We start from the raw sequence: 20,145 nt of genomic DNA on the forward strand, positions 1-20,145 counted from the left end.
CGGAGATATCTTTTCCCCATCCAGGAAAATTATCGGGTTCTTATTTTTTTCCTCTTTTACTACCGGTATCATCCCGTCCTCTCTTTCTTTCCCGTAAATTATGGCACCTTTTTGTATCGATTTGATATTATCGGGATTAAGCTCCCGGATATCCAAAGAACCTTTTGAGCCGATAACCGGCACAACAGGGGAAGAAGAATTAAAAATAATGCAATCTTTTTCATACGATTAATTTATTTTTTTCTAGTTGACGTATGGAACTCGCTTTAATCATATTCTTGTGTTTAATGATCTGAATGCTCGTTTCATATTATCTCCATATCTTTCCAGCTCCGACAACGGAAAATTATTTTATCTCCCGTAGTATAAACGTGAATTCCATTGATTGGATGGTTCCTTACCATGCTATTGGCCGGGAAGGGAAGTAAAATTTCTTACCGGAGAGGAACTGCCTGTATTACGCAGTTCCCTTTCACAATAAAACGGTTTCATTTACCGGTTGTATCTACATCTGAATTCCTTTTTCTTTCAAGAGCCTGTAATGATTAGGCCGGACACTTTTCACCTTTTCATTTTTTAGAAATTCGTATATTTCCGGGGTCCATATCATAGAATTTGGATTTCCACCCATTAATTTGACAAGCTTCTTGGATTCTACAGGAGTCTGTAAAAATATCCTTATATAATTGGACTTAAACTCGCGGTAAACGGGATCGGCATTCACTATAACACAAATTGTAGTGTTTCCTCTCATGTAACGTGTAAATGATTTTATCGGCAAGGAAATGTCTTCCAACACCTTGCCCACCGTTTTCCCCTTGTAATATTCAGCCCGTTGCCTGAAATTATAATCCATAAACGCGAGCGTATCGTTATTGAACGCCTCGAACGGTTTGTAGGGCAACTCGTTTTGAGCCGACAACCGGCAAAGCAGGGGAAGAAGGATTAAAAATAATGCAATCTTTTTCATACGATTAATTTATTTTTTTCTAGTTGGCGTATGGAACTTGCTTTAATCATATTCTTGCGTTTAATGATCTGAATGCTCGTTTCATATTATCTCCATATCTTTCCAGCTCCGCCAACGGAAAATTATTTTATCTCCAGTAGTATGAACGTGAATTCCATTGATTGGATGGTTCCATACCATGCTATTGGCCGGGAAGGGAAGTAAAATTTCTTATCGGAGAGGAACTGCCTGTATTACGGCAGTTCCCTTTCACAATAAAACGGTTTCATTTACCGGTTGTATCTACATCCGAATTCCTTTTTCTTTCCAGAGCCTGTAATGATTAGGCCGAACAACTTTCACCTTCTCGTTTTTTAGAAATTCGTATATTTCAGGGGTCCACGTTTTCGAATTTGGATCCCCGCCCATTAATTTGACAAGCTTCCTGGAATCTACAGGATTTTGTAAAAAAACTGCTATATAATTGCCCTTCATCTCATGGGGAACAAAGTCAGTATATACAAAAAGACCAGTTGTAGTGTATCCTTCCATGTAACGAGTAAATACTTTTATCGGCAGTGAGATGTCTTCCAACACCTCGCCCACCGTTTTTCCCTTGTAATATTCAGCCCGTTGCCTGAAATTATAATCCATAAACGCGAGCGTATCGTTATTGAACGCCTCGAACGGTTTGTAGGCCAGCTCGTTTTGAGCCGACAACCGGCAAAACAGGGGAAGAAGAATTAAAAATAATGCAATCTTTCTCATAACACGATGATTACTTTTTTCCATTATTCTACTCATATTATGATTTTTTCATAATGTATTCAATACGGCCATATACTTTGATTCATCTAATTGATTGGTTTTCGCATCCACTAGGATTTGTATGCATAGCTCTTTAAGAGGATGTACTTTAGGATTTTTGATTCTTAATGACCACACTTCATCTTCAACTACATTCCGGAAAACGACACTATGTCCTCCTATAATTCTACGGGGAACACCTTTTCCTTTAAAATTGCCAATAAACGAAACCATCTTTTTGTGCAACTCTTCCGCAAATTGGGGACTAACCGGGAATGTTAAGCTCTCTATATCATATTTTTCACTTCTCTCCTCTTTTTGCTTGTTGAGTGCAGCAGTATTATATGATTTAATTTTCCTCATACTGTCTTCACTCACAGAGAACGGTCCCGGAATGCCTATCGTAAGGTATTTTTTACTCATCTCTTCCTGTAGCTCTTCGTAATTCGTAATGTATCTAATTTCGACTACATAAGTTAAAGTTGAGTCATTCTTCACAACACGAAAACCTGATGCTCCCGCACGTGAAGGGAGATGGAAAAACTCTACAAAAGCGTTAGATTTCCCGAAAAGTTTTATCTCCATCTCTTCTTTTGAACTTGAGTTGAAACCTCCTCCCGGAAATAATAAATTAAACTCAATTCTTTTTTCGAAAGGACCATGGCCTGAATATAACCTCTCTATATCCCCTGTCATATATACCTGAGAATACGCTGTTATCACATAGATAATCAGCACTGTAATAACAATAATTATTCTTTTCATGATCTCGTTACTTTATTTGGTTATTATTCCTGTTTCATTTTGATAATTTTTCACAATTCAAGTTAGCTATCATGATTATTTTGATAGCTAACTTGGCCCATTCGTAATTATTGATTTTTCGTCAACTCTTCCAATCGATAAATATACTCATTCTCATCTAATTTCTTTTCATTTTCTTGTACATCCCTGACAATATCTTTACAGACTTTTGTTAATTCTTTGAAGACACCTAAAGGATTTCTAGTCGAAAAATTCCACACCTCATCTCCAACAACACACCGGAAAATAGCCGTATACCCGTCCTTCGATATCCGGGGAATTCCTTTATTAACATGACTGTCTATTAGTAACGTTGTTATTTCGTATAGTTTATCTCCAAGAGACTTACTTACAGAAATTTCTTTCATTTTGATTTCATATTTTTCAGATGCCTTTGTATACATTTCTTCAGTTTGCCGCCGATTATATCTTGCTATCTCTTTTTTTTCTTCTTCTGTTAAAGTAAAAGATTCCCCTGCTTTGATACTTTTTAGTGGAAACTCTTTTCTTAATTTTCCCAGAACTTCCTGCTGATTAGAAACCCATTTTACTTCTAACCTGTAATTACACTCATCCAGACTGTCTATTCTAAAACCGGAGGGACCTTTAAAACTGTGGTTCATAAAAAATTCCACCATACTGTTATACCCGGAAAAGAATTTTTGATGTGAAGCATTTTTTCCTTTCGTATTGTGAAGTCCGTGAGCAATCATAGCCGGCTCAACTGTTTTTTTAAACTCGAAACTTTCCGGATCAGGGTTAATTAGCCGAGCCATAATCTCAAGATTTGGTAATAATACAAATAAACAGAAAGTCAATAATGTTGATTTTATAATGTATTCCATATCTTATTATCTTACTAAATATCATATTTAATTATCGTTATACGGATTTGTATTACCACCAGAAGTATATATACGTTCATCTAAAACATCTAATCGTGTATCTAAATCCTCTTGAGAGGGCTCACTTCCATATTTATCAAACGTTGAAAAAATTTCTCAACAAGAGCCCGGCTCTCACCACCAGACTTGCTGTCCGTTTTCATAGGTGAAAGGCCGTTCCTCCTTTCCCCGGGTATGGTTATGCAGTAGGAATAACGCTCCTGTGGGCACATCATCATATTTGAGTTTCGCTTCCTGTGCTATTTGTTTTCCCAGTGAAATCCATTGGCCTCTATCCCAGTAAACCAGTTCGTAGCGGTCGCCCGGCCGTATGGCATTGTCGTCGTTACGGATCAGGTAACGCAATCCGGTAACTGTATAAGGACCATGGCCTGAATATAACCTCTCTATATCCCCTGTCATATATACCTGAGAACACGCTGTTATCACATAGATAATCAGCACTGTAATAACAATAATTATTCTTTTCATGAAACAACTATTTATCCGGTTATCACCTTATTCAAACCTCACATTTTTATAAAACTCTTCAAAGGCGTTCAAATTCTTGTCGTATGTCCCTGGGGTTGCCATAAAAGTAACGACATAACCGGTGTTATCCTTGAAAACAAGATACTGCTTTGCACGGAATTTTACACCTGTCGTTTTTGTAATATGAAGGAATCTTGCATCCGGGTTTACTTGATCTACTTCCATCACTATTTCATCGCCTCTATTACTATTTCCCATATATCTTGCATATTCAAATAGACTCAATTCTTCCACCGAATTAATCTCTTTCCTCTTATAGGCAACAATCGAAACGGAGTTTTCAATTTCCACTTTCTCCAGTTCACTATAAACCAACGGTAATCCCCAATCGGCAATCGCCATGTGATGTATGGTGTCGTTCACAATCTGCCCGTACAATCTCCAACTGTCGGGTACTGTCGCGCTAAACCGAAAAACTTCGTTCTTATATGTTTTCCCGACCTTGTTTTCATCCTGTTCCTTGGCGGTTTGTCCGTGAGTCTGAGTCATCAGCCCCAGGCCAAGAAGTGCTAATACAAATATTCTTTTCATGATCTCGTTACTTTATTGGGTTATTCTATACCTTTCCTTTCTCTAAAACATGACTTATAGTTACTCTTCCAATGTATTTAATACGGCAATAAACTTTTGATTCATCTAATTGATTGGCTTTCGCATCCACCAGGATTTGCATGAATTCAACACGGTCTTGTAGTTTCTATACCTTGCCCACAACTAAAAACCGGCCAATTACATAATTTTATCAAAAGTGGAGTGTATTTTCTTTTTGTGATCCTTTTTTGCGTAAGAAATCCCTCAAAAAACGTCAATACATGAACAAATTACTGCAAAATGACGGGCAAGCACTTCCCACAACGTCTTTTGAGGACGATATTTCGCAAATAACCATGATAAATAATTTCAATTATATATATTTGAAACTCTATTACATACACTGCATGCTGAGACATCATCCGATAAATAAAAGCAAAAGCTTGAAAAGATATCTGTTGGCGTAAAGTATATTGGACGATTTTTCGGTGATGGAAAAATAATGAAAATATCATTTGACTTATAACTTGGCACTAAAGATTAAAAATAATGAAAAAATTGGTTATATGGCTATGCATATTAGTCTCATTGAAGGGGTATTGTCAAAATGAGATAACTTTTTCAATAGAGGATTTATCTAAACCCGAGAAATTATTGTATGAGCAATCAAGCAAAAGTATCTATGAAAGGCTTATCGCGTCTGATGTGGATTTATGGCCAAAAGTACTAAAGGATAGTATAAAACTTCCTTATAGTATCATTGCTCAAAGTGAATTGCCCGACAGCCTTGTAAATTACGGGTATCATTCTTTTTTCAATGGAATGTACCAAGCATATGCCGACCACAGAGCTTTTGTATTGTCGCCCGATATGATATGGCTGCTCATAAGCCAAGGATTTGCAAGGCATGTGAATGCCAACTCGGAAAATTTACGACATCATTTTATTGATTCTTCAGGCAAGTTATCATTGATAATATCTTCCAGCAAAATAACCCTGGAAAATCCTGATAGTCCGTGGGAAGAAATTTTTTCCGAATTCAAAAACCAAATAGCCTTGTACACAGGAACCGATCTAATGGAATTGTTATCTGCCAATTTTTCCACAACAACACCTACAACCCGGATTGCTTCTGAAATAACAATCATGGAAGCTATGGAACCCTATTTTGAATTTATTGTCATCTATGCCATTTGCGGTATACCTGAAATAACTTTACAAGGGACTACGGAAGATTGGCAAAAAGTGTTAGATAAGACAAAACAATTGGCGAAATATGATTTGAACTGGTGGATATCCGAATTGGAACCATTATTAGCACAATTTATAGCAGCATCTAACGGAGAAGTTGACAAGATATTTTGGCAGAATATGTTTAAATATCATTCCCAAAAGAAATACGGAGCACCAAATATCATCGATGGGTGGATTGTGAAATTTTTCCCATACGATAAGAACGGAAAACGTAATGACTTAAAACAAGTTAAAGGTAGGGAAACTCTTCCGGAAGAGATCGTGAAAGTTGATTTAAAACACATTAATGAACAACAAGAAGAAACCATGTTAGAACTATGGGCAGGTTTTGTCGGCCTTGAACAAAATAAAGATAATTATGCTTTAACCCCAAAAATAGGTTGGATGATAAGAAAGAAGGATATTCAAAATATTGGTTTAAAGCAAAAATTTGAATCCGACAATAAATCCAGAGGTGGCATTGCTATTCGAGTGAAAGAAATTCCTGCTGCCATTTTTAAGCTAAAAGAGATCAAAAACCTTGATATAGTGTTTACAGATGAAATAAATATTCCTGAGAAAATAAAAGAAATCAAAATTGAGACATTACAGCTATCAGGGAAAATAAACAATACTGAAATCGAGCGGATAAAGAAATTATTACCTGTTACGCGATTGGTAATAAATGGTGAAATCATAAAATGATACCGCTTACACCTGATTTTCCTAGGAAAAAGGATCATAATTCGTTGTCGTATCTTATTAAAATATAAGAGATGAAAAGAATAATAGTTCAATTTTGTACGTCTTATGTCAAGCCGCACAGAAAATTTGTCAAAGGAATTATCATAGTTTGTTAGGCAAGAGTAAAATAAATAAATTTGTATTGTCAATCGGAGAAAATATCTAATGTAATTGAATTATTGCTTTAATTTTTGACCAAATGAAAAATTTAAGAATGCTGTTTTCTTTAGCGTTGATTATCCTCTGTTTCACACTAAGCGGCCAAAACGCCAGGAATAGCGACAAAAAAAGTGAAGATGGAAAGATAACTGAGAATCAACCTAAAACAAAAAAAGATTCTATTTTTGACTTTTTGATGTCGGCAGAAACGACAGATATGCTCGATATAAATGATCACCCTAATTCTTTGTATTTAATGCAGAAATCCCCTTTAAAGGTCTTTCAAAATTACCGGGACATTTATGATTCCTATCACAAATTCGCTATCGTAGAAATAAATGCAGATTTAACCAGTTTTATTGTTCCTAGTTCTTATCGTCAAGGGCTAAATACTACCTATTATGTACGTTGGTTTTTAATAGACAGCACCCTCTATCTTGGCAATATAACGTTCTTCGATGATAGTGCCATTAAGTCTGCTTTTCCGGATAATAAGCAATACCGGATTATGGAAGAACTGACGCAGATCAAATTTGACAAGGAATTAGGCCAGAAATACGCGCTACAGAATTCAAAAGAAATAGAGTATGGCTTGATGCCTGCCGTTTGGCTAAATGATACACTTCTAGTTAAAAGAGGACGGGGTCCTTACTTTAATAGCAGACAAGAAACTGTTGATTATTATAGAAAAGCAGGTACACCAAAACCGAAGTTTTATCCTGTAATCAGTATTGAAGAATGGCACAAAGTACCATGTATGGAACTAGTTTTCCAGAAAGGAAAACTAGTGTCTATGAAAGAACGAAATGATATATATTAGTGCCATGTTAATGTTGAAATATCAATTTCATCTATCAATATTCCACAAATTATGTGGGTAATTTGTATAAGCTAATTGACAAAACAGACTTTACATAGCATCAGTTTAAAATTTGATAAAAAACAAATTATGCACACCGGACCGGTCCGGTTCGTAAGGAAGTATAAAACTCATACTTAAGCCGGGGAATTCGATATAGAACATTTCAAGGTGCCATTTGCCGGCTGAAATACCTGAACTATCTGCCGGAGTACTTTGGAGACGATCATTTGCAGACATCGGATTATCAAAAACAAACTTAGGTTACCGGAAACTGACGGACAGGAGTCCCCTGCAACGTCTTTTGAGGATATTATTTCGCGAATAACCACCATACATAATTTCAATTATATATTTTTGAAACTTAGAAACATACGCTATATTCGGAAATATTATGAAGACAATAAATTATTTGATGGTTACTTTCTTATTTTTTGTATGCGTCGCCTGTTCCGGTCCCGTATCACAAACGCCTACCGGGTTGGAATGGAAATATGAAGAGGGTTGGGTTTTACAAAAAGATTTCTCTGGTAATCAATACGAAAAATTTTTCGCCATTGGAACCTGGCATGTGCCGGGATACACCTTTACCGATTCCACAGAAGCCAATGAGCCTGATTATGAAAAGAATGCAGTTCTTTTTAAAGAACGGAGCGCTCCTTTCAACATGGTTTTTATGACTCCCGGGCTTCAGAAAGACTATATGTCTGATATAATACATATACTCAATCCATTTTCCGCTATACTTCATAATTATTTGGATCAGATACCAGAGTTACCAAAAGGCAAAGACAAGGATTATTACAGAAGCCAATACATGAAAGGGCTGATGAACGATACCAACTTTAACAAATATCTTGATTCGGAAATTAAAAAGATACTGGAAACCCTTCCAAACAACAAATATATCTATTCACATATCGATGAGATTGCATTGGGAGGAGTGAGTAAATGGGCTGTCCCGCCTTCCATGGGAGCGAAAATCAATGAAAGAGTGAAGCTCCACGACCCGAATGCGCTTGTTTTCGTCGATTTATTAGGGCACTGTAAAGGGAGCACTTATTTATTTGAGGAGAAGTATCTGCAAACTCATGACACCCTCTCCAAAAATCCTCCCTACGAGTTGATTGATCCGGGAGCACTCGAATGCGAAATCCCTCTATTGGGATTCTACCACGCCCATAACGGCCTTCCTGTTTACCAATTCAATAACGGAAAATATTCATATACAGAATATGATTTTGACACTTTAAAATCTCTTTGGTATGAGAATACAAAATTGATTGCATCAGGATATAAAGGAAATGGAGATGTCTTCGGGATCAATGCTTTCCGTGATTACTTCGCCCATCCGGTATTGGCAGGGATAACGGTGGATGCCCTCAGGGAGGGATTAGGACCCAATGTACCCATCTGGATCTATTTCGATGGTAACGGGTATGCCAAACCAGCCAACATGACACCGAAAGAATATATTGAAATAGTAAAATGTCAAATCTATACATCCATCATTCATGGAGCCACAGGTATCCTGTTCTGGAACGACTGGAGTAAAACCCCGGAAGTCTTTGACACCTTATTGCCGATGTTGAAGGAATTGAATGACAATTTGCCTATTGTTAAACTGAAGACGATTGATAAGAAGGTGGATAATAATTTGCATATCATGATCAAGGAAGGTAAAAAAGAGGGAAAATATATCATAGTTACGAACACAAGTAAAACAAATAAAATACAAATAGATATTGCAGGGATTGACAAAAAAGAATTACAACCTTTGGAAGTTTATGTTTCGGAGATATAGCCGGACGCAATGATGATTTCTATCAAAGGTGAATGTTATACAATAAACAAAAGATTTCCGCATTGATAAAAAGGAGGAGTAAGCAATGAATAATTATCAAAAAAGTATTATTGTATGTGTGCTCCTTCTTACATCATGTATAAAATCGGATGTGGAAATTCGTCCGGTGCAGATTGAAACGCTCATTGCACGGGAAATAACCGATATTTCTGCTGTTTGCGGAGGTAGAATTCCGAATACCGGCACCGGCGGTATCTCTGAATACGGCATCGAGTTGAATGGAGGTAACGGCTATACGAAGTATACCCGGACTGTCTCTTTGAATGATGAATTTAGTGTCCGCCTGACAGGATTGACCCCGCAACATATTTACCACTACCGGGCGTATGTTAACGACGGAAACATCTGGCACGGGAGTGAAAAGAGCTTTACAACCTTACCTCCATTTACGCATACTGTTACCGTCGATCCGGATAAAATGACACGTAATTCGGCAGTGGTCTCGTTTAATCTTACCGATCGGTTAAAAGAATGGGGTGTATATTATAGTGAAACAGAAGCGACGGTAAATGACCCGGTAAAAAAGGAATTTTTAAAACCCGAGATAACGCTTAGCGGCCTGCAACCCCAAACAGAGTATTATATTCTCCCCTATGTGAAAGACAAAAACGACCAAATCACCTATTTAGAGGGAGCCCGTTTTACGACGGAAAATGTACTGTCGAGAGTAAAAGGAACTTACGCGTCTCCTCCAAAATTAGAAAATGGCAGGATAGATATCGGCAAACTAATCAATGAACTAAAAGACCTGAATGCGAATACTTACAATTGGTTGATATGGCGCGGTGAAAAAGATTGGGACGATCTGCAATTATTCTTGCCGGTCGCAAAAAAAAATAAAATCGATGTATGGATAACCCTCGTTCCTTATTCGGAGTCAAAACCCAAAACCAATTGGTCATCCGAACCGTTTCAGACAGATTATGTGAAATGGGCTGAAGAAATAACCAAACTGAGTTTGGTATACCCTAACCTTACGGCATTAAGTATTGATGATTTTGTAGGTTGGAATATGCAGTTTTATACGCCGGAATATACAGCCGAATTTGTAAATGTCATGCGCAATATCAACCCTCAATTGGCTTTCGTGCCCTGTATTTATTATAATTCCACCAAAATAACAGATTATTCGGATTATTTGCCCTACTTTGATGGCATTCTGTTCCCCTATAAAGCAGAATCGTCCGGTAAAGAAACTTTAAGCAGATCGGATCTCCTGGTGAATGAAATAGGGTGGATGCGGACAAAATTCAAAGGATTGCCTCTGATCATCGATATTTATTCAAGCGCACATTCAAAAGCAGGATCATCCACACCATCCTATGTTTCCGAAATGATACAATTATCAAAAAAACATGGAGACGGATTATTGATATATACTCATCCTCATCCGACGAATGCCCAAGAGAAATATGATATTATCAAAGAAGAGTTTTCGAAATAGGTGTACAATGAGAACGAAATTATTCCTACAATAACCTCGATTTTGAGACGTTGAAAAGTATTTGGCATGAAAATGTAAAAAAAATTGCTTTCGCATACAAAAATAATGGAAATGTATTCTCTATCAATTAAAATATAATACAAGGCTATGAAGAGGTCTATAATCGTTTTTTTCTGTTTTATCCTTTTGGGAACAGTAGTATCCAACGCGCAAAAGATGTTCACTGCGAAAGAGTCTCCATTTGAGATTGCTGCCACGCGTAATATGGGAATAAAATGGAAAGGGGAAATGCTGCTGTACAGCGACTCTCTCTCCTGGGCGGCAGGCCAAACCGTAGGTGACCACGCCGATACTTTTACTGTCACACGTGAAAACGGCTGGCAAACCATCAATGTCTGGAACAGTAGTGCTGTGGCGCCCTATCGCAGAGAGATCGGATTATCGCCCGACGGGAGAAAAATAGAATTGACTTTCCAGGTACATCAGGATGCCTTGATGGAGGAGTATCCTTCCCCGCGTATCACCTATAAAATCCTGGTGTCTGCTTCCACATTAAATAATTCAACATGGGACGCCTTGACGGGACGGTCGCAGAATGCCCGTTGGAGCAATGGCGATTTTGATGCCTCCATGCCCGACGGAGATATTGTCACCGGAACTCGGTGGATCACCTTCAACACCCCGAAAGGACCTATTACTTTCGATTTCAACCCACATGGAGTCAGCACCTATTATGTGGCGAGTATCAATACGATGGTAGCACAATGGACGGTAGCCAAAAAAGGGGATATGATAGAGCTCTCCTTTTCGACATCCGCCTCGCATTATGGGGGTGATTTTACCAGTAAGCTCACCCTTTTCGAGGGAGATAAAAATGATTATGCAAACCACCATGCCGCCACCTATTATCACTATTTCTCCGAACTCAAGAAAGAAAAATTATTCTCTTTCAACGACAAGGCCGGAGAAGATTTCACCCATGCGGGAACAGACCGGTATGACCCGTCTGCAGGCTACGGATGGCAGCGCACCGAAGGGCTCTCTATCGAGGGAGGCAAGCGCACCGGGGCATTGTATGCTTCCTGCTCTTCTACAAGTCCCAACACCTTTATTACGGAGGGATTACGCCCGGGATTATACCTTATTACAGTAAAATCAAGCGCATTGCAGAAGGAAAAAGGGCCTTTTTCCGTTGTATTCGACGGAGAACAAATTTACCACGACATTGCAATTGACAAAGGTAAAATGGCCGAGGTCACCCTGGTGCGATGGATAGAGGATGGTAACGCCGCTATCAGCTTTGAAGGGGATTGGGCAGTGAGTGTGGTCGGGTTCCAGTTGTTCATGCACCGTGAAGAAGATTTTCAATTCAGGCGGGGAAACTGGTTGAAAAATGACGGTTTTTGCCCGGGTATCCTCTTCGCAAATTATTACGATACTCCTCCGGTGTATGGGAAAGCGCTCACTTTTTCACCATTGGCAGGTGAAATCAATGAAACGCCGGAGATTCCCCCATTCCCGGAATTAGGCACGGCATTGCCCGACCAACAGGCGGACGAACTGGCCTGGCGGTTCAATAGTCCGTTGGGAACCATGGGACCCGATAACTGGGGCACCTTCAACGAATTCAACACACCCGAAAAAATTGAAAAAAGACTGGAACAGATCAAAAACAGTGGAGTAAACGCGGTGATATTGAATGGTTTTCTTTCAAGGCACACCTATGCCACACATTTGGAACGGGTGGAAGAGAATATCAGGCAGACCGTGGAAATAGCCCATCAAAAAGGAATGAAGATCATCGATCACCAGGATCTGACTATTTTGTGGAATGCCGATATGGGATTCCGGTTTCTGGCTGCAAACCCCGGGTATTTACAGCATAACCATACCAATGGATTGCCTACATGGGGATTATGTCCCGTAAACCCCGATTTTAAGTATGGATATTTCTTTCCTTATATTTCCGGGCATATAAAAAACACCAATATTGATGGCTTCATGCTGGATGAAACGGTCTTTCATTATGCGAATTTCTGTAATTGTGCCCATTGCAAGCAATCATTTACCGATATTACCGGATTGGTATTACCGGATGATGAAACCAACCCTTTATTGCATAATAAATCATCAAAATTATGGAAAACCTGGATTGAATGGCGTAAACATGCCATGGCCCAATGGAGAATTGACTTAAGCAATCTAACCCACCAGATCAATCCTTATTTTTCAAACCTGGAATACTACTCGGAAGGGGGATTCCTGGCCAATGCCGCTTCATACGGCCAGGGAGGGGACTTGCCTCTGAGTGCCAGGTCAAAAGACTTTTTAGGCACCGAGATCATGAGCCGCGACGTATGGGACGATTACCGGTATAATTTCACCAGCAGGAATATGTATAACAGCCTCAGGGAAACATATGGGTCTCCTATCTTCGGGCTGGTCTATCCCGACGGAGTATTTAACTATGCCCTTATAGGATGGGCGATGAACAATATGTTCGGACAAGTGACATGGTCTTTGGTTGATTTTGAAGAGAAGGAAAAAATGAATCCCTATACAGGCTGGAAAGAAAATATGGACAAGATAACATCCGTCCCCTATACCGATATCGCAGTGGTGTTCTCACGGTCGACGAGGGATTGGTCTATGAAGAATACGGGGAACTATCCCAAAGAAATAATGGGAACCGGCCAGTTCCTCGCTTCAAGGCATATACCCCATACATTTATCCTGGATGATGCGATCCCTGGTCAGGATATCTCGAGGTTCCGGGTGCTGCTGGCGCCGGGAATGGATTGTATCTCGGATGAACAGGAACGCACGTTAAAACAATTTATCCTTGATGGCGGAACCTTATTCCTTACAGGAGAAGCAGGCATGCTTACGCCGTACGGCGAAGCCAGAGATAAAAGGGCATTCGGCGATATCCTCACCGAAAGCCGGTTGGCCGAAGCCGCAGAAACAGGGTGGGTAGAAGTGAAATACGGCAAAGGAAAGGTGGTATATGCACAAGGCAAAAGCATGATCAACGAATTCTGCCCGTCGATCAGGGAAACCGGCATGATATACCGCTTTACTCCCGATCCGAAAATAACCGTATCCAACGAAAAAATATTAGAGAATACGATCGGACCGATGATGTTCAAATCGATATCCATTCCTTCCAAAGTGCTTGTAACAGCTTATAAAGATACGGAAAAGGAAAGGAGTAGTGTAATGGTTCATTTACTGAATGCTACGGGAGTGAAAGTGAAACATGGGGATACGCTTCCCCTGCCCGATCCTGATTGGGAACCGATCAATGAAGATATGAGTTTTGAGATTACACTGTCGCCTCTCAAAAAAGCTTATTATGCTTCGCCCGACGCGGAAGGACATAAAAAAGTCGACATTCAAAAAACAGGGAAAAACCGTTATAAAGTCACAGTGCCCAAAGGGACGGTGGATAAATATGGTATTGTTTATCTTCTCCAGAAATGATATTGATATGAGAATTTGTACGAAAGAAGTAGAATATATTTTTATTTTCTTTTTTCCATTCCTCCCATGTATGGTGAAAGCGCAGGATCCTTTAATTAAATGGACATTAGAACAAGAAACTGCAGCATGGCAACCGAGAGATTCGCAGGGAGAAGTCGTATACAACGGATATATGTGGATATTAGGCGGTTGGCATAATTCATACGAAGCCCCACCCCGGGATGTATGGCGATCAAAAGACGGTAAGAACTGGGAACTTATATCGAATAATGCACCGTGGATACATAGTGATTTACCTATGAGTATAACTTTTAAAGATAAAATGTGGATGATGGGAGGTTGGTACAATGGCCGTTTAGAAAACCGATCGGCAAGCAATATGGTATGGTCTTCCCTGAATGGTGAAGATTGGAATTTAGTTACCCAAAACGCTGAATGGTCTCCCCGATGTGCTGCAGCCATAGTTTCTTTTCGAGACAAGTTATGGATATTAGGAGGTACTACTGCTTATTATGATGGAAACAAAAATAGTGTATTGAACGATGTTTGGTGTTCGGATGATGGGAAAAACTGGACATTAATAACAAAAAATGCTGAATGGCCACCCAGGGCTTTTCATCAAGCTATAGTATCAAATAATCGGATATATGTAATGGGTGGAGGAAATTATGATCCGGAATACTGGGGTTATAATGATGTTTGGAGTAGTCCCGATGGAATTCATTGGCAAAAAGAGACTGAAAATGCAAAATGGCATGAACGAATATGGTTTTCTTCAGTAGTTTACAGGGGGTATATGTGGATTATAGGAGGTTGGTCGGGAAACCCATATAAGAATTGGGACGATATTTGGTATTCAAAAAATGGTAAAGATTGGAAAGAATTAAAAACGGAAGGATTAAAATGGAAAGAGAGACATGAACATTCTGTTTTTGTATTTCAAAACAAAATATGGATTGCCGGGGGAATGGTTCCACCGCTTATTAATGATGTCTGGTCTTTAAAGCTTCCTTCAAATTGGTAAAGTAAAATCAAAATGAACATAATAAAAGTGGCTGAAAAAAAGAGTTTTCTTTTTTTGACTATTTGTATCGCATTACTGATAAGCGCATATTCCGGATCCGATAAACTGATGCTCCTGTAAAACTTATAAACGGATAGTAGTAAAAACTGAAACAATATTTTCATAAATGAACGAGAACAGACGAAATTTTTTAAAACAGATAACGGCGGGAAGTATTGGCTTAGGCTTTATTCCTGGTCTTCATGCTGAAAATTCCTTTTCGGGTAAATCTGAAAACTTATCCAACAGAACGGGAAAAAGGCAACATTTTAATATGTGTGGTTACCGGGCTCCTAAATTGGATATTGTTCGTGTAGGATTTATCGGGATAGGCAATCGCGGTTACGCAAATCTGAACCAGATGACCTTTTTAGAAGGTGTTCAAATAAAGGCAATCTGCGATATTGTGCCATTCCGTATTGACGATGTGCAACAGTTGCTTCGGAAACGGGGATTACCGGAAGCAAAGGTCTATACGGGAGGTGAAGATGCTTGGAAAAGAGTATGTGAAAATCCTGACATAGACTTAATCAGCATTGCCGTCCCAAGAGGGCCGCTCCATGCGCTCATATCCGTATATGCCATGAAATGCGGCAAGCATGTGGCCGTGGAAGTGCCGGCCATAGCCACCGTTGACGAAGCGTGGGAAATGGTGGAAATATCGGAGAAGACAAAAAAACATTGCTACATGATGGAAAACTGTTGCTATGATTTTTTCGAACTACTCACGTTGAACATGGCGCGACAAGGATTTTTCGGGGATATTATCCATGCCGATGCCGCTTATATTCATCATCAGTCAATCTATGAAAAGACAAAAGATAATAACATGTGGCGTTTGGAGGAAAGCCGGCGTCACAACGGAAACCTGTACCCTACACACGGATTAGGCCCTGTTTGTCAAATCATGGACATAAACAGGGGGGATAAACTGGACTATATGACCTCGATGTCTTCAAATGATTTTATATTGGGGAAAAAGGTCTCGGAACTGGCGGAAAACGACCCGTTTTATAAAAAGTATGATACCGACTCATACAGAGGAAATATCAATACTTCTACCATCAGGACGGAGAGAGGACGTACCATCATGCTCCAGCACGATATAACCAGCCCCCGGGTCTATTCCCGCATTCACATGATCAGCGGCACGAAAGGCGCTGCCCAGAAATATCCTTTACCCGCCAGAATTTCTTTAGGCAGCCAATGGCTTGACGACGAAGGGATGAAGAAAGTGAACGACCAGTATACGCCCGAAATAGTAAAACAAATAGGAGATATGGCCCAAAAAGTCGGGGGACATGGGGGAATGGACTTTTTAATGACATGGAGGCTCATTGATTGTTTGAGAAACGGGCTACCGATGGATATCGACGTGTATGATGCCGCTGCCTGGAGCGTGATTATTCCGTTAAGTGAAAAGTCCGTATCAAACCGTTCAAAACCCGTCGATATACCCGATTTCACACGGGGAGCCTGGAGAACAAATCAACCTGTGGACATCTCCTTGTCGGAAGGAAACACAACAACTGTAAAATCGTAAACATATTCAAAAAACTTCATATACTGACTACTGTATAAATCAAATTGATAGATAAAATTACGATTTACAGATAGAATAAGTTTACTGGTAAAAGAAAACTCCTTACGCCAAATTGACGTATTTAGAGAAGAATTTGACGTGAAAAAGACATAGGACATTTTCCTTATAATAAATTGTAATTACACATATCTCTTTAAAAAATTGAGAATGAATAGTATCAAATGCTCCAGAAGGAGTTTTTTAAGACAAAATATCACGGCAGGTGCCGGCATTTTGCTTGGCTCAGGATTGCCTTTGTCTTCCTATACAAAAACATTGAACAATGAGAATCAGGGAAAAATATCTTTATCCTTGTTTGATTTGGATGCAACCCCTCCCATAGGGCACGAGTTGGCTTACGACAAAATGACTAATTCATGGGATCTTGGACTTCGCGCAAAAGGGGTTGTATTGCATGGGGCGGGAAAACCCATCGTATTATGCGCCATCGACTGGATAGGGATCAGCAATGAAGGTTATGACGAGTTTCGTTCAATAATGGCAAAGGCGGCGAGAACAATTCCGGAAAGGGTTACGGTGCATACCTTACATCAGCATGACTCTGTCAGATGCGATTTCGGTGCTGAAAAAATATTAATGGAGAACGGTGTGGAGCCGAAATCTTTTGAGGGCAGTTTTGCGCGCGGTTTTTTAACTCGCCTGAAAGAAACCATAGAGAAGTCGGTCAAGACAACAGTGGATATTACTCATATCGGGGTAGGAGAAGCAAATATATTGAATGTGGCTTCCAACAGAAGGATATTTGGAGAGGATGGGCTTGTAAAAGCCTCAAGATTTTCCGCGTGTCCCTCACCGAGCCTGAGGGCGGAACCGGAAGGATTGATTGACCCGGTTGTATCATTGGTGAGTTTTTGGAATGAGGATAAACCGCTGGCGGTGTTGAGTTACTATGCCGTACACCCCCAAAGTTACTATCGCACCGGGATTGCTAATCCCGATTTCCCGGGAGTCGCGCGCTTTTTAAGACAACTCGCCGTGCCAGAGGCGCTCCACATTCATTTCAACGGTGCCTCAGGAGATGTGGCAGCGGGGAAATACAATGACGGATCGAAAGAAAACAGGTTGATCCTTGCAGAACGGATGGCGGAAGGAATGAAAAAGGCATGGGAAAACACGAAAAAGGAGAAAATAACCGCAGGAGAAGTTTTTTGGAAACAGCAACAGGTCGCTTTTACTCCCGCCCCCTACCTGGCCAATTTGAAAAAAGAATTAGAGAATAACCCTTCATTATATGAGAAAAATGTGGGTTATGCCCGTAAAATGGCATGGTATGAGCGTTGCCTTTCCGGGAAAAAAGTAGATATTTCTTGTCTTGGGATTGGAAAAGCAAGAATACTTCATCTTCCGGCGGAATTATTCGTGGATTATCAACTGGCGGCCAAAAAGAGGCGCCCCGACTTATTTGTCGCTATAGCCGCTTATGGAGAGTATGGTCCCGGTTATATCGGCACTGAAAAAGCGTATCACGAAGGAGGATATGAAACAAGTGAAACCGCCACGAATGTACATCCTGAAACAGAAAGAAGATTAAAACCGGCTATATTCAAACTATTAGATGACTGAGCAATAAAATATTGACCACCAAGTATTATGGACAGGAGAAAATTTGTAAAAACCGCTGTGATGACTTCAGCAGCTTCCCTTTCAGCCACTTCATTTGGTTTTTCGAAATATCAATTGCCGGATGTGGCACGTATGGACGACATGGGGGACAATGATTCAATCGTAAGAGTTGTCGACCTTGATATCGGTGAAAAAGCGAATATAATCCTCCATGATGGAAGTAAGGCACAAATCAAATTATTAGGACTGGAAGAGGATCGGGAGCCGGTCTTTAACACATTGACCGGCACCCGGGTTAAAGTGGAGATCAATGGTACAAAGGCTGATTTGGAGTGTAAAAGTTACCGGCTGCCTGTGCCGGTTGGAGATCTGCAGGTGGACGTGCCGGCGGTGATCGGATTCATGGCGGACGCAAGTTCTGACTGGTGGAAGTTGAAAAAATCCGCCAGGTTGCGGCTGTGGCCCGCCGGATCACCATGGATTCAACCCGGCACATTTAAATACCCGCTGAAACAACGGTGGGCCGCTTCAAGAACAGTATTTTCCAATGAACCTTTCTCTCCAATAGTAATGGGGAAAGTGTATTACCATGCAGGAATGGACTTTGGTGGAGTGGACGGTCTCACTGAAGTGATTGCCGCCACTGATGGGAAAATCATAACACTGGGAAATGAGGTGGATGGCGAACTTCATCCCGCAGCCAGACCACGATATGACATTGTGTACATTGAGGACAACCGTGGTTGGATTTACAGGTACTCGCACCTGAGCACATTTGATCCTGAGCTCAGTATTGGCAGTAAAGTAACAATGGGCCAAAGGATTGGCTATGTGGGAAAAGAGGGCAGTAGTGGTGGATGGTCGCATCTTCATTTTCATATCGAGAGCATCCAGCCATCCGGATTATGGGCACATCAGGATGCTTACCCTTTTTTATGGCAGTCATATATTGAGGAGTATGACCCGAAAGTGATCGCGGTCGCCCGTCCACATATAAAAACCCTGCCCGGTAAGACTGTAGAACTTGATGCCTCGCATTCATGGGCAAAAGCCGGCATTCGCCATTATGAGTGGTTGTTCATGGATGGGAATAGGGAGGCAGGAGCAAAAGTGAAAAGAACTTATGAGCGCCCCGGCACTTACAGTGAAATTATCAAAATTATCGATAATGAGGGCAATGTTGATTATGATTTCATGAGAGTAGACGTCTATCCCGTTGCCCAGGCTGATTCAGACAGGGTGATTGCCCGTTCAATTCCCAGAGTGCACGCCGCATATTACCCCACATTCAACATTAAACCGGGAGATCCGGTCGTATTCCGCTCAAGAGGATTCGGCTTCCCGGAAGAAGGAGGAGTGGACATTTATGATTTTGGTGATGGTTCACCCAAAATGGAGGTCCCTTCCAATATTGATCCAAGCCAGCACGCTGCAAATGGCTATGGTACAATTATTCACCATTATAAAAAGCCGGGCAATTATATTGTGCGGGTTGACCGTATAGATGAAAAAACGGGAAATATGGCATCACAACAGCTGCATGTCATTGTAAATCCCGTGATCAGCACCCCTTAAAAAGTGAATTTAGTGAGTGAATAACTTA

Annotated in this window: 15 protein-coding genes; 9 read left to right on the forward strand and 6 right to left on the reverse strand. The window is 40.3% G+C overall.

Annotated features, from left to right (window positions below; genetic code table 11):
- Positions 1-505: 505 nt before the first annotated feature.
- The 6 genes from VB073_RS14545 to VB073_RS14570 form a co-directional block, all read right to left on the reverse strand.
- A complete protein-coding gene (locus tag VB073_RS14545; protein ID WP_323404920.1) occupies positions 506-970 on the reverse strand; it encodes a hypothetical protein in 465 nt (154 codons plus the stop codon).
- Between the two features lie 282 nt (positions 971-1,252).
- A complete protein-coding gene (locus VB073_RS14550) occupies positions 1,253-1,717 on the reverse strand; it encodes a hypothetical protein (RefSeq protein ID WP_323404921.1) in 465 nt (154 codons plus the stop codon).
- Positions 1,718-1,765: 48 nt separating this feature from the next.
- Positions 1,766-2,521, reverse strand: a complete 756-nt coding sequence (locus tag VB073_RS14555; RefSeq protein ID WP_323404922.1) for a hypothetical protein — start codon at positions 2,519-2,521, stop codon at positions 1,766-1,768.
- A 107-nt stretch (positions 2,522-2,628) separates the two neighbouring features.
- Positions 2,629-3,405, reverse strand: a complete 777-nt coding sequence (locus VB073_RS14560; RefSeq protein WP_323404923.1) for a hypothetical protein — start codon at positions 3,403-3,405, stop codon at positions 2,629-2,631.
- 174 nt (positions 3,406-3,579) lie between these two features.
- The gene (locus VB073_RS17520; RefSeq protein WP_416349556.1) at positions 3,580-3,936 is read right to left on the reverse strand and encodes a hypothetical protein; all 357 of its coding nucleotides are present in this window, start codon (positions 3,934-3,936) and stop codon (positions 3,580-3,582) included.
- A 27-nt stretch (positions 3,937-3,963) separates the two neighbouring features.
- Positions 3,964-4,527: a hypothetical protein gene (locus tag VB073_RS14570; RefSeq protein WP_323404924.1), complete on the reverse strand. Its 564-nt coding sequence runs from the start codon at positions 4,525-4,527 to the stop codon at positions 3,964-3,966.
- Positions 4,528-5,076: 549 nt separating this feature from the next.
- Between VB073_RS14570 and VB073_RS14575 the strand changes: the two genes are divergently transcribed.
- The 9 genes from VB073_RS14575 to VB073_RS14615 all read left to right on the forward strand — a co-directional run bounded on the left by VB073_RS14575 (position 5,077) and on the right by VB073_RS14615 (position 20,117).
- On the forward strand, positions 5,077-6,465 hold the full coding sequence (locus tag VB073_RS14575) for a DUF4419 domain-containing protein (protein WP_323404925.1): 1,389 nt from the start codon (positions 5,077-5,079) through the stop codon (positions 6,463-6,465).
- A 238-nt stretch (positions 6,466-6,703) separates the two neighbouring features.
- Positions 6,704-7,483 carry a hypothetical protein gene (locus tag VB073_RS14580; protein WP_323404926.1) on the forward strand — a complete coding sequence of 260 codons (780 nt, stop codon included), beginning with the start codon at positions 6,704-6,706 and terminating at the stop codon, positions 7,481-7,483.
- Between the two features lie 433 nt (positions 7,484-7,916).
- Positions 7,917-9,326 (forward strand): hypothetical protein, encoded by a 1,410-nt coding sequence (locus VB073_RS14585; RefSeq protein ID WP_323404927.1) that lies wholly within the window; start codon positions 7,917-7,919, stop codon positions 9,324-9,326.
- 85 nt (positions 9,327-9,411) lie between these two features.
- Positions 9,412-10,830, forward strand: coding sequence for a hypothetical protein (locus VB073_RS14590; protein WP_323404928.1), 1,419 nt, complete (start codon positions 9,412-9,414; stop codon positions 10,828-10,830).
- 147 nt (positions 10,831-10,977) lie between these two features.
- Complete coding sequence (locus tag VB073_RS14595) at positions 10,978-14,313, forward strand: hypothetical protein (RefSeq protein WP_323404929.1); 3,336 nt, start codon at positions 10,978-10,980, stop codon at positions 14,311-14,313.
- A complete protein-coding gene (locus tag VB073_RS14600; RefSeq protein ID WP_323404930.1) occupies positions 14,285-15,337 on the forward strand; it encodes a hypothetical protein in 1,053 nt (350 codons plus the stop codon). Before VB073_RS14595 ends, VB073_RS14600 begins: the two co-directional genes overlap by 29 nt.
- A 166-nt stretch (positions 15,338-15,503) precedes the next feature.
- Positions 15,504-16,919, forward strand: a complete 1,416-nt coding sequence (locus tag VB073_RS14605) for a Gfo/Idh/MocA family protein (RefSeq protein WP_323404931.1) — start codon at positions 15,504-15,506, stop codon at positions 16,917-16,919.
- A gap of 207 nt (positions 16,920-17,126) precedes the next feature.
- Positions 17,127-18,542 (forward strand): hypothetical protein, encoded by a 1,416-nt coding sequence (locus tag VB073_RS14610; RefSeq protein WP_323404932.1) that lies wholly within the window; start codon positions 17,127-17,129, stop codon positions 18,540-18,542.
- A 27-nt stretch (positions 18,543-18,569) separates the two neighbouring features.
- Positions 18,570-20,117 (forward strand): PKD domain-containing protein, encoded by a 1,548-nt coding sequence (locus VB073_RS14615; protein ID WP_323404933.1) that lies wholly within the window; start codon positions 18,570-18,572, stop codon positions 20,115-20,117.
- Positions 20,118-20,145 lie beyond the last annotated feature (28 nt).

The organism is Proteiniphilum sp., assembly GCF_034927365.1.
Taxonomy (GTDB): Bacteria; Bacteroidota; Bacteroidia; order Bacteroidales; family Dysgonomonadaceae; genus Proteiniphilum.

Bases quoted from the DNA above. Each gene is read 5' to 3' on its own strand.
- VB073_RS14615 (WP_323404933.1), top strand. From the start codon at position 18,570: ATGGACAGGAGAAAATTTGTAAAAACCGCTGTGATGACTTCAGCAGCT.
- VB073_RS14580 (WP_323404926.1), top strand. From the start codon at position 6,704: ATGAAAAATTTAAGAATGCTGTTTTCTTTAGCGTTGATTATCCTCTGT.
- VB073_RS14585 (WP_323404927.1), top strand. From the start codon at position 7,917: ATGAAGACAATAAATTATTTGATGGTTACTTTCTTATTTTTTGTATGC.
- VB073_RS14595 (WP_323404929.1), top strand. From the start codon at position 10,978: ATGAAGAGGTCTATAATCGTTTTTTTCTGTTTTATCCTTTTGGGAACA.
- VB073_RS17520 (WP_416349556.1), bottom strand. From the start codon at position 3,936: ATGAAAAGAATAATTATTGTTATTACAGTGCTGATTATCTATGTGATA.
- VB073_RS14590 (WP_323404928.1), top strand. From the start codon at position 9,412: ATGAATAATTATCAAAAAAGTATTATTGTATGTGTGCTCCTTCTTACA.
- VB073_RS14555 (WP_323404922.1), bottom strand. From the start codon at position 2,521: ATGAAAAGAATAATTATTGTTATTACAGTGCTGATTATCTATGTGATA.
- VB073_RS14610 (WP_323404932.1), top strand. From the start codon at position 17,127: ATGAATAGTATCAAATGCTCCAGAAGGAGTTTTTTAAGACAAAATATC.
- VB073_RS14605 (WP_323404931.1), top strand. From the start codon at position 15,504: ATGAACGAGAACAGACGAAATTTTTTAAAACAGATAACGGCGGGAAGT.
- VB073_RS14550 (WP_323404921.1), bottom strand. From the start codon at position 1,717: ATGAGAAAGATTGCATTATTTTTAATTCTTCTTCCCCTGTTTTGCCGG.
- VB073_RS14600 (WP_323404930.1), top strand. From the start codon at position 14,285: ATGGTATTGTTTATCTTCTCCAGAAATGATATTGATATGAGAATTTGT.
- VB073_RS14560 (WP_323404923.1), bottom strand. From the start codon at position 3,405: ATGGAATACATTATAAAATCAACATTATTGACTTTCTGTTTATTTGTA.
- VB073_RS14570 (WP_323404924.1), bottom strand. From the start codon at position 4,527: ATGAAAAGAATATTTGTATTAGCACTTCTTGGCCTGGGGCTGATGACT.
- VB073_RS14575 (WP_323404925.1), top strand. From the start codon at position 5,077: ATGAAAAAATTGGTTATATGGCTATGCATATTAGTCTCATTGAAGGGG.
- VB073_RS14545 (WP_323404920.1), bottom strand. From the start codon at position 970: ATGAAAAAGATTGCATTATTTTTAATCCTTCTTCCCCTGCTTTGCCGG.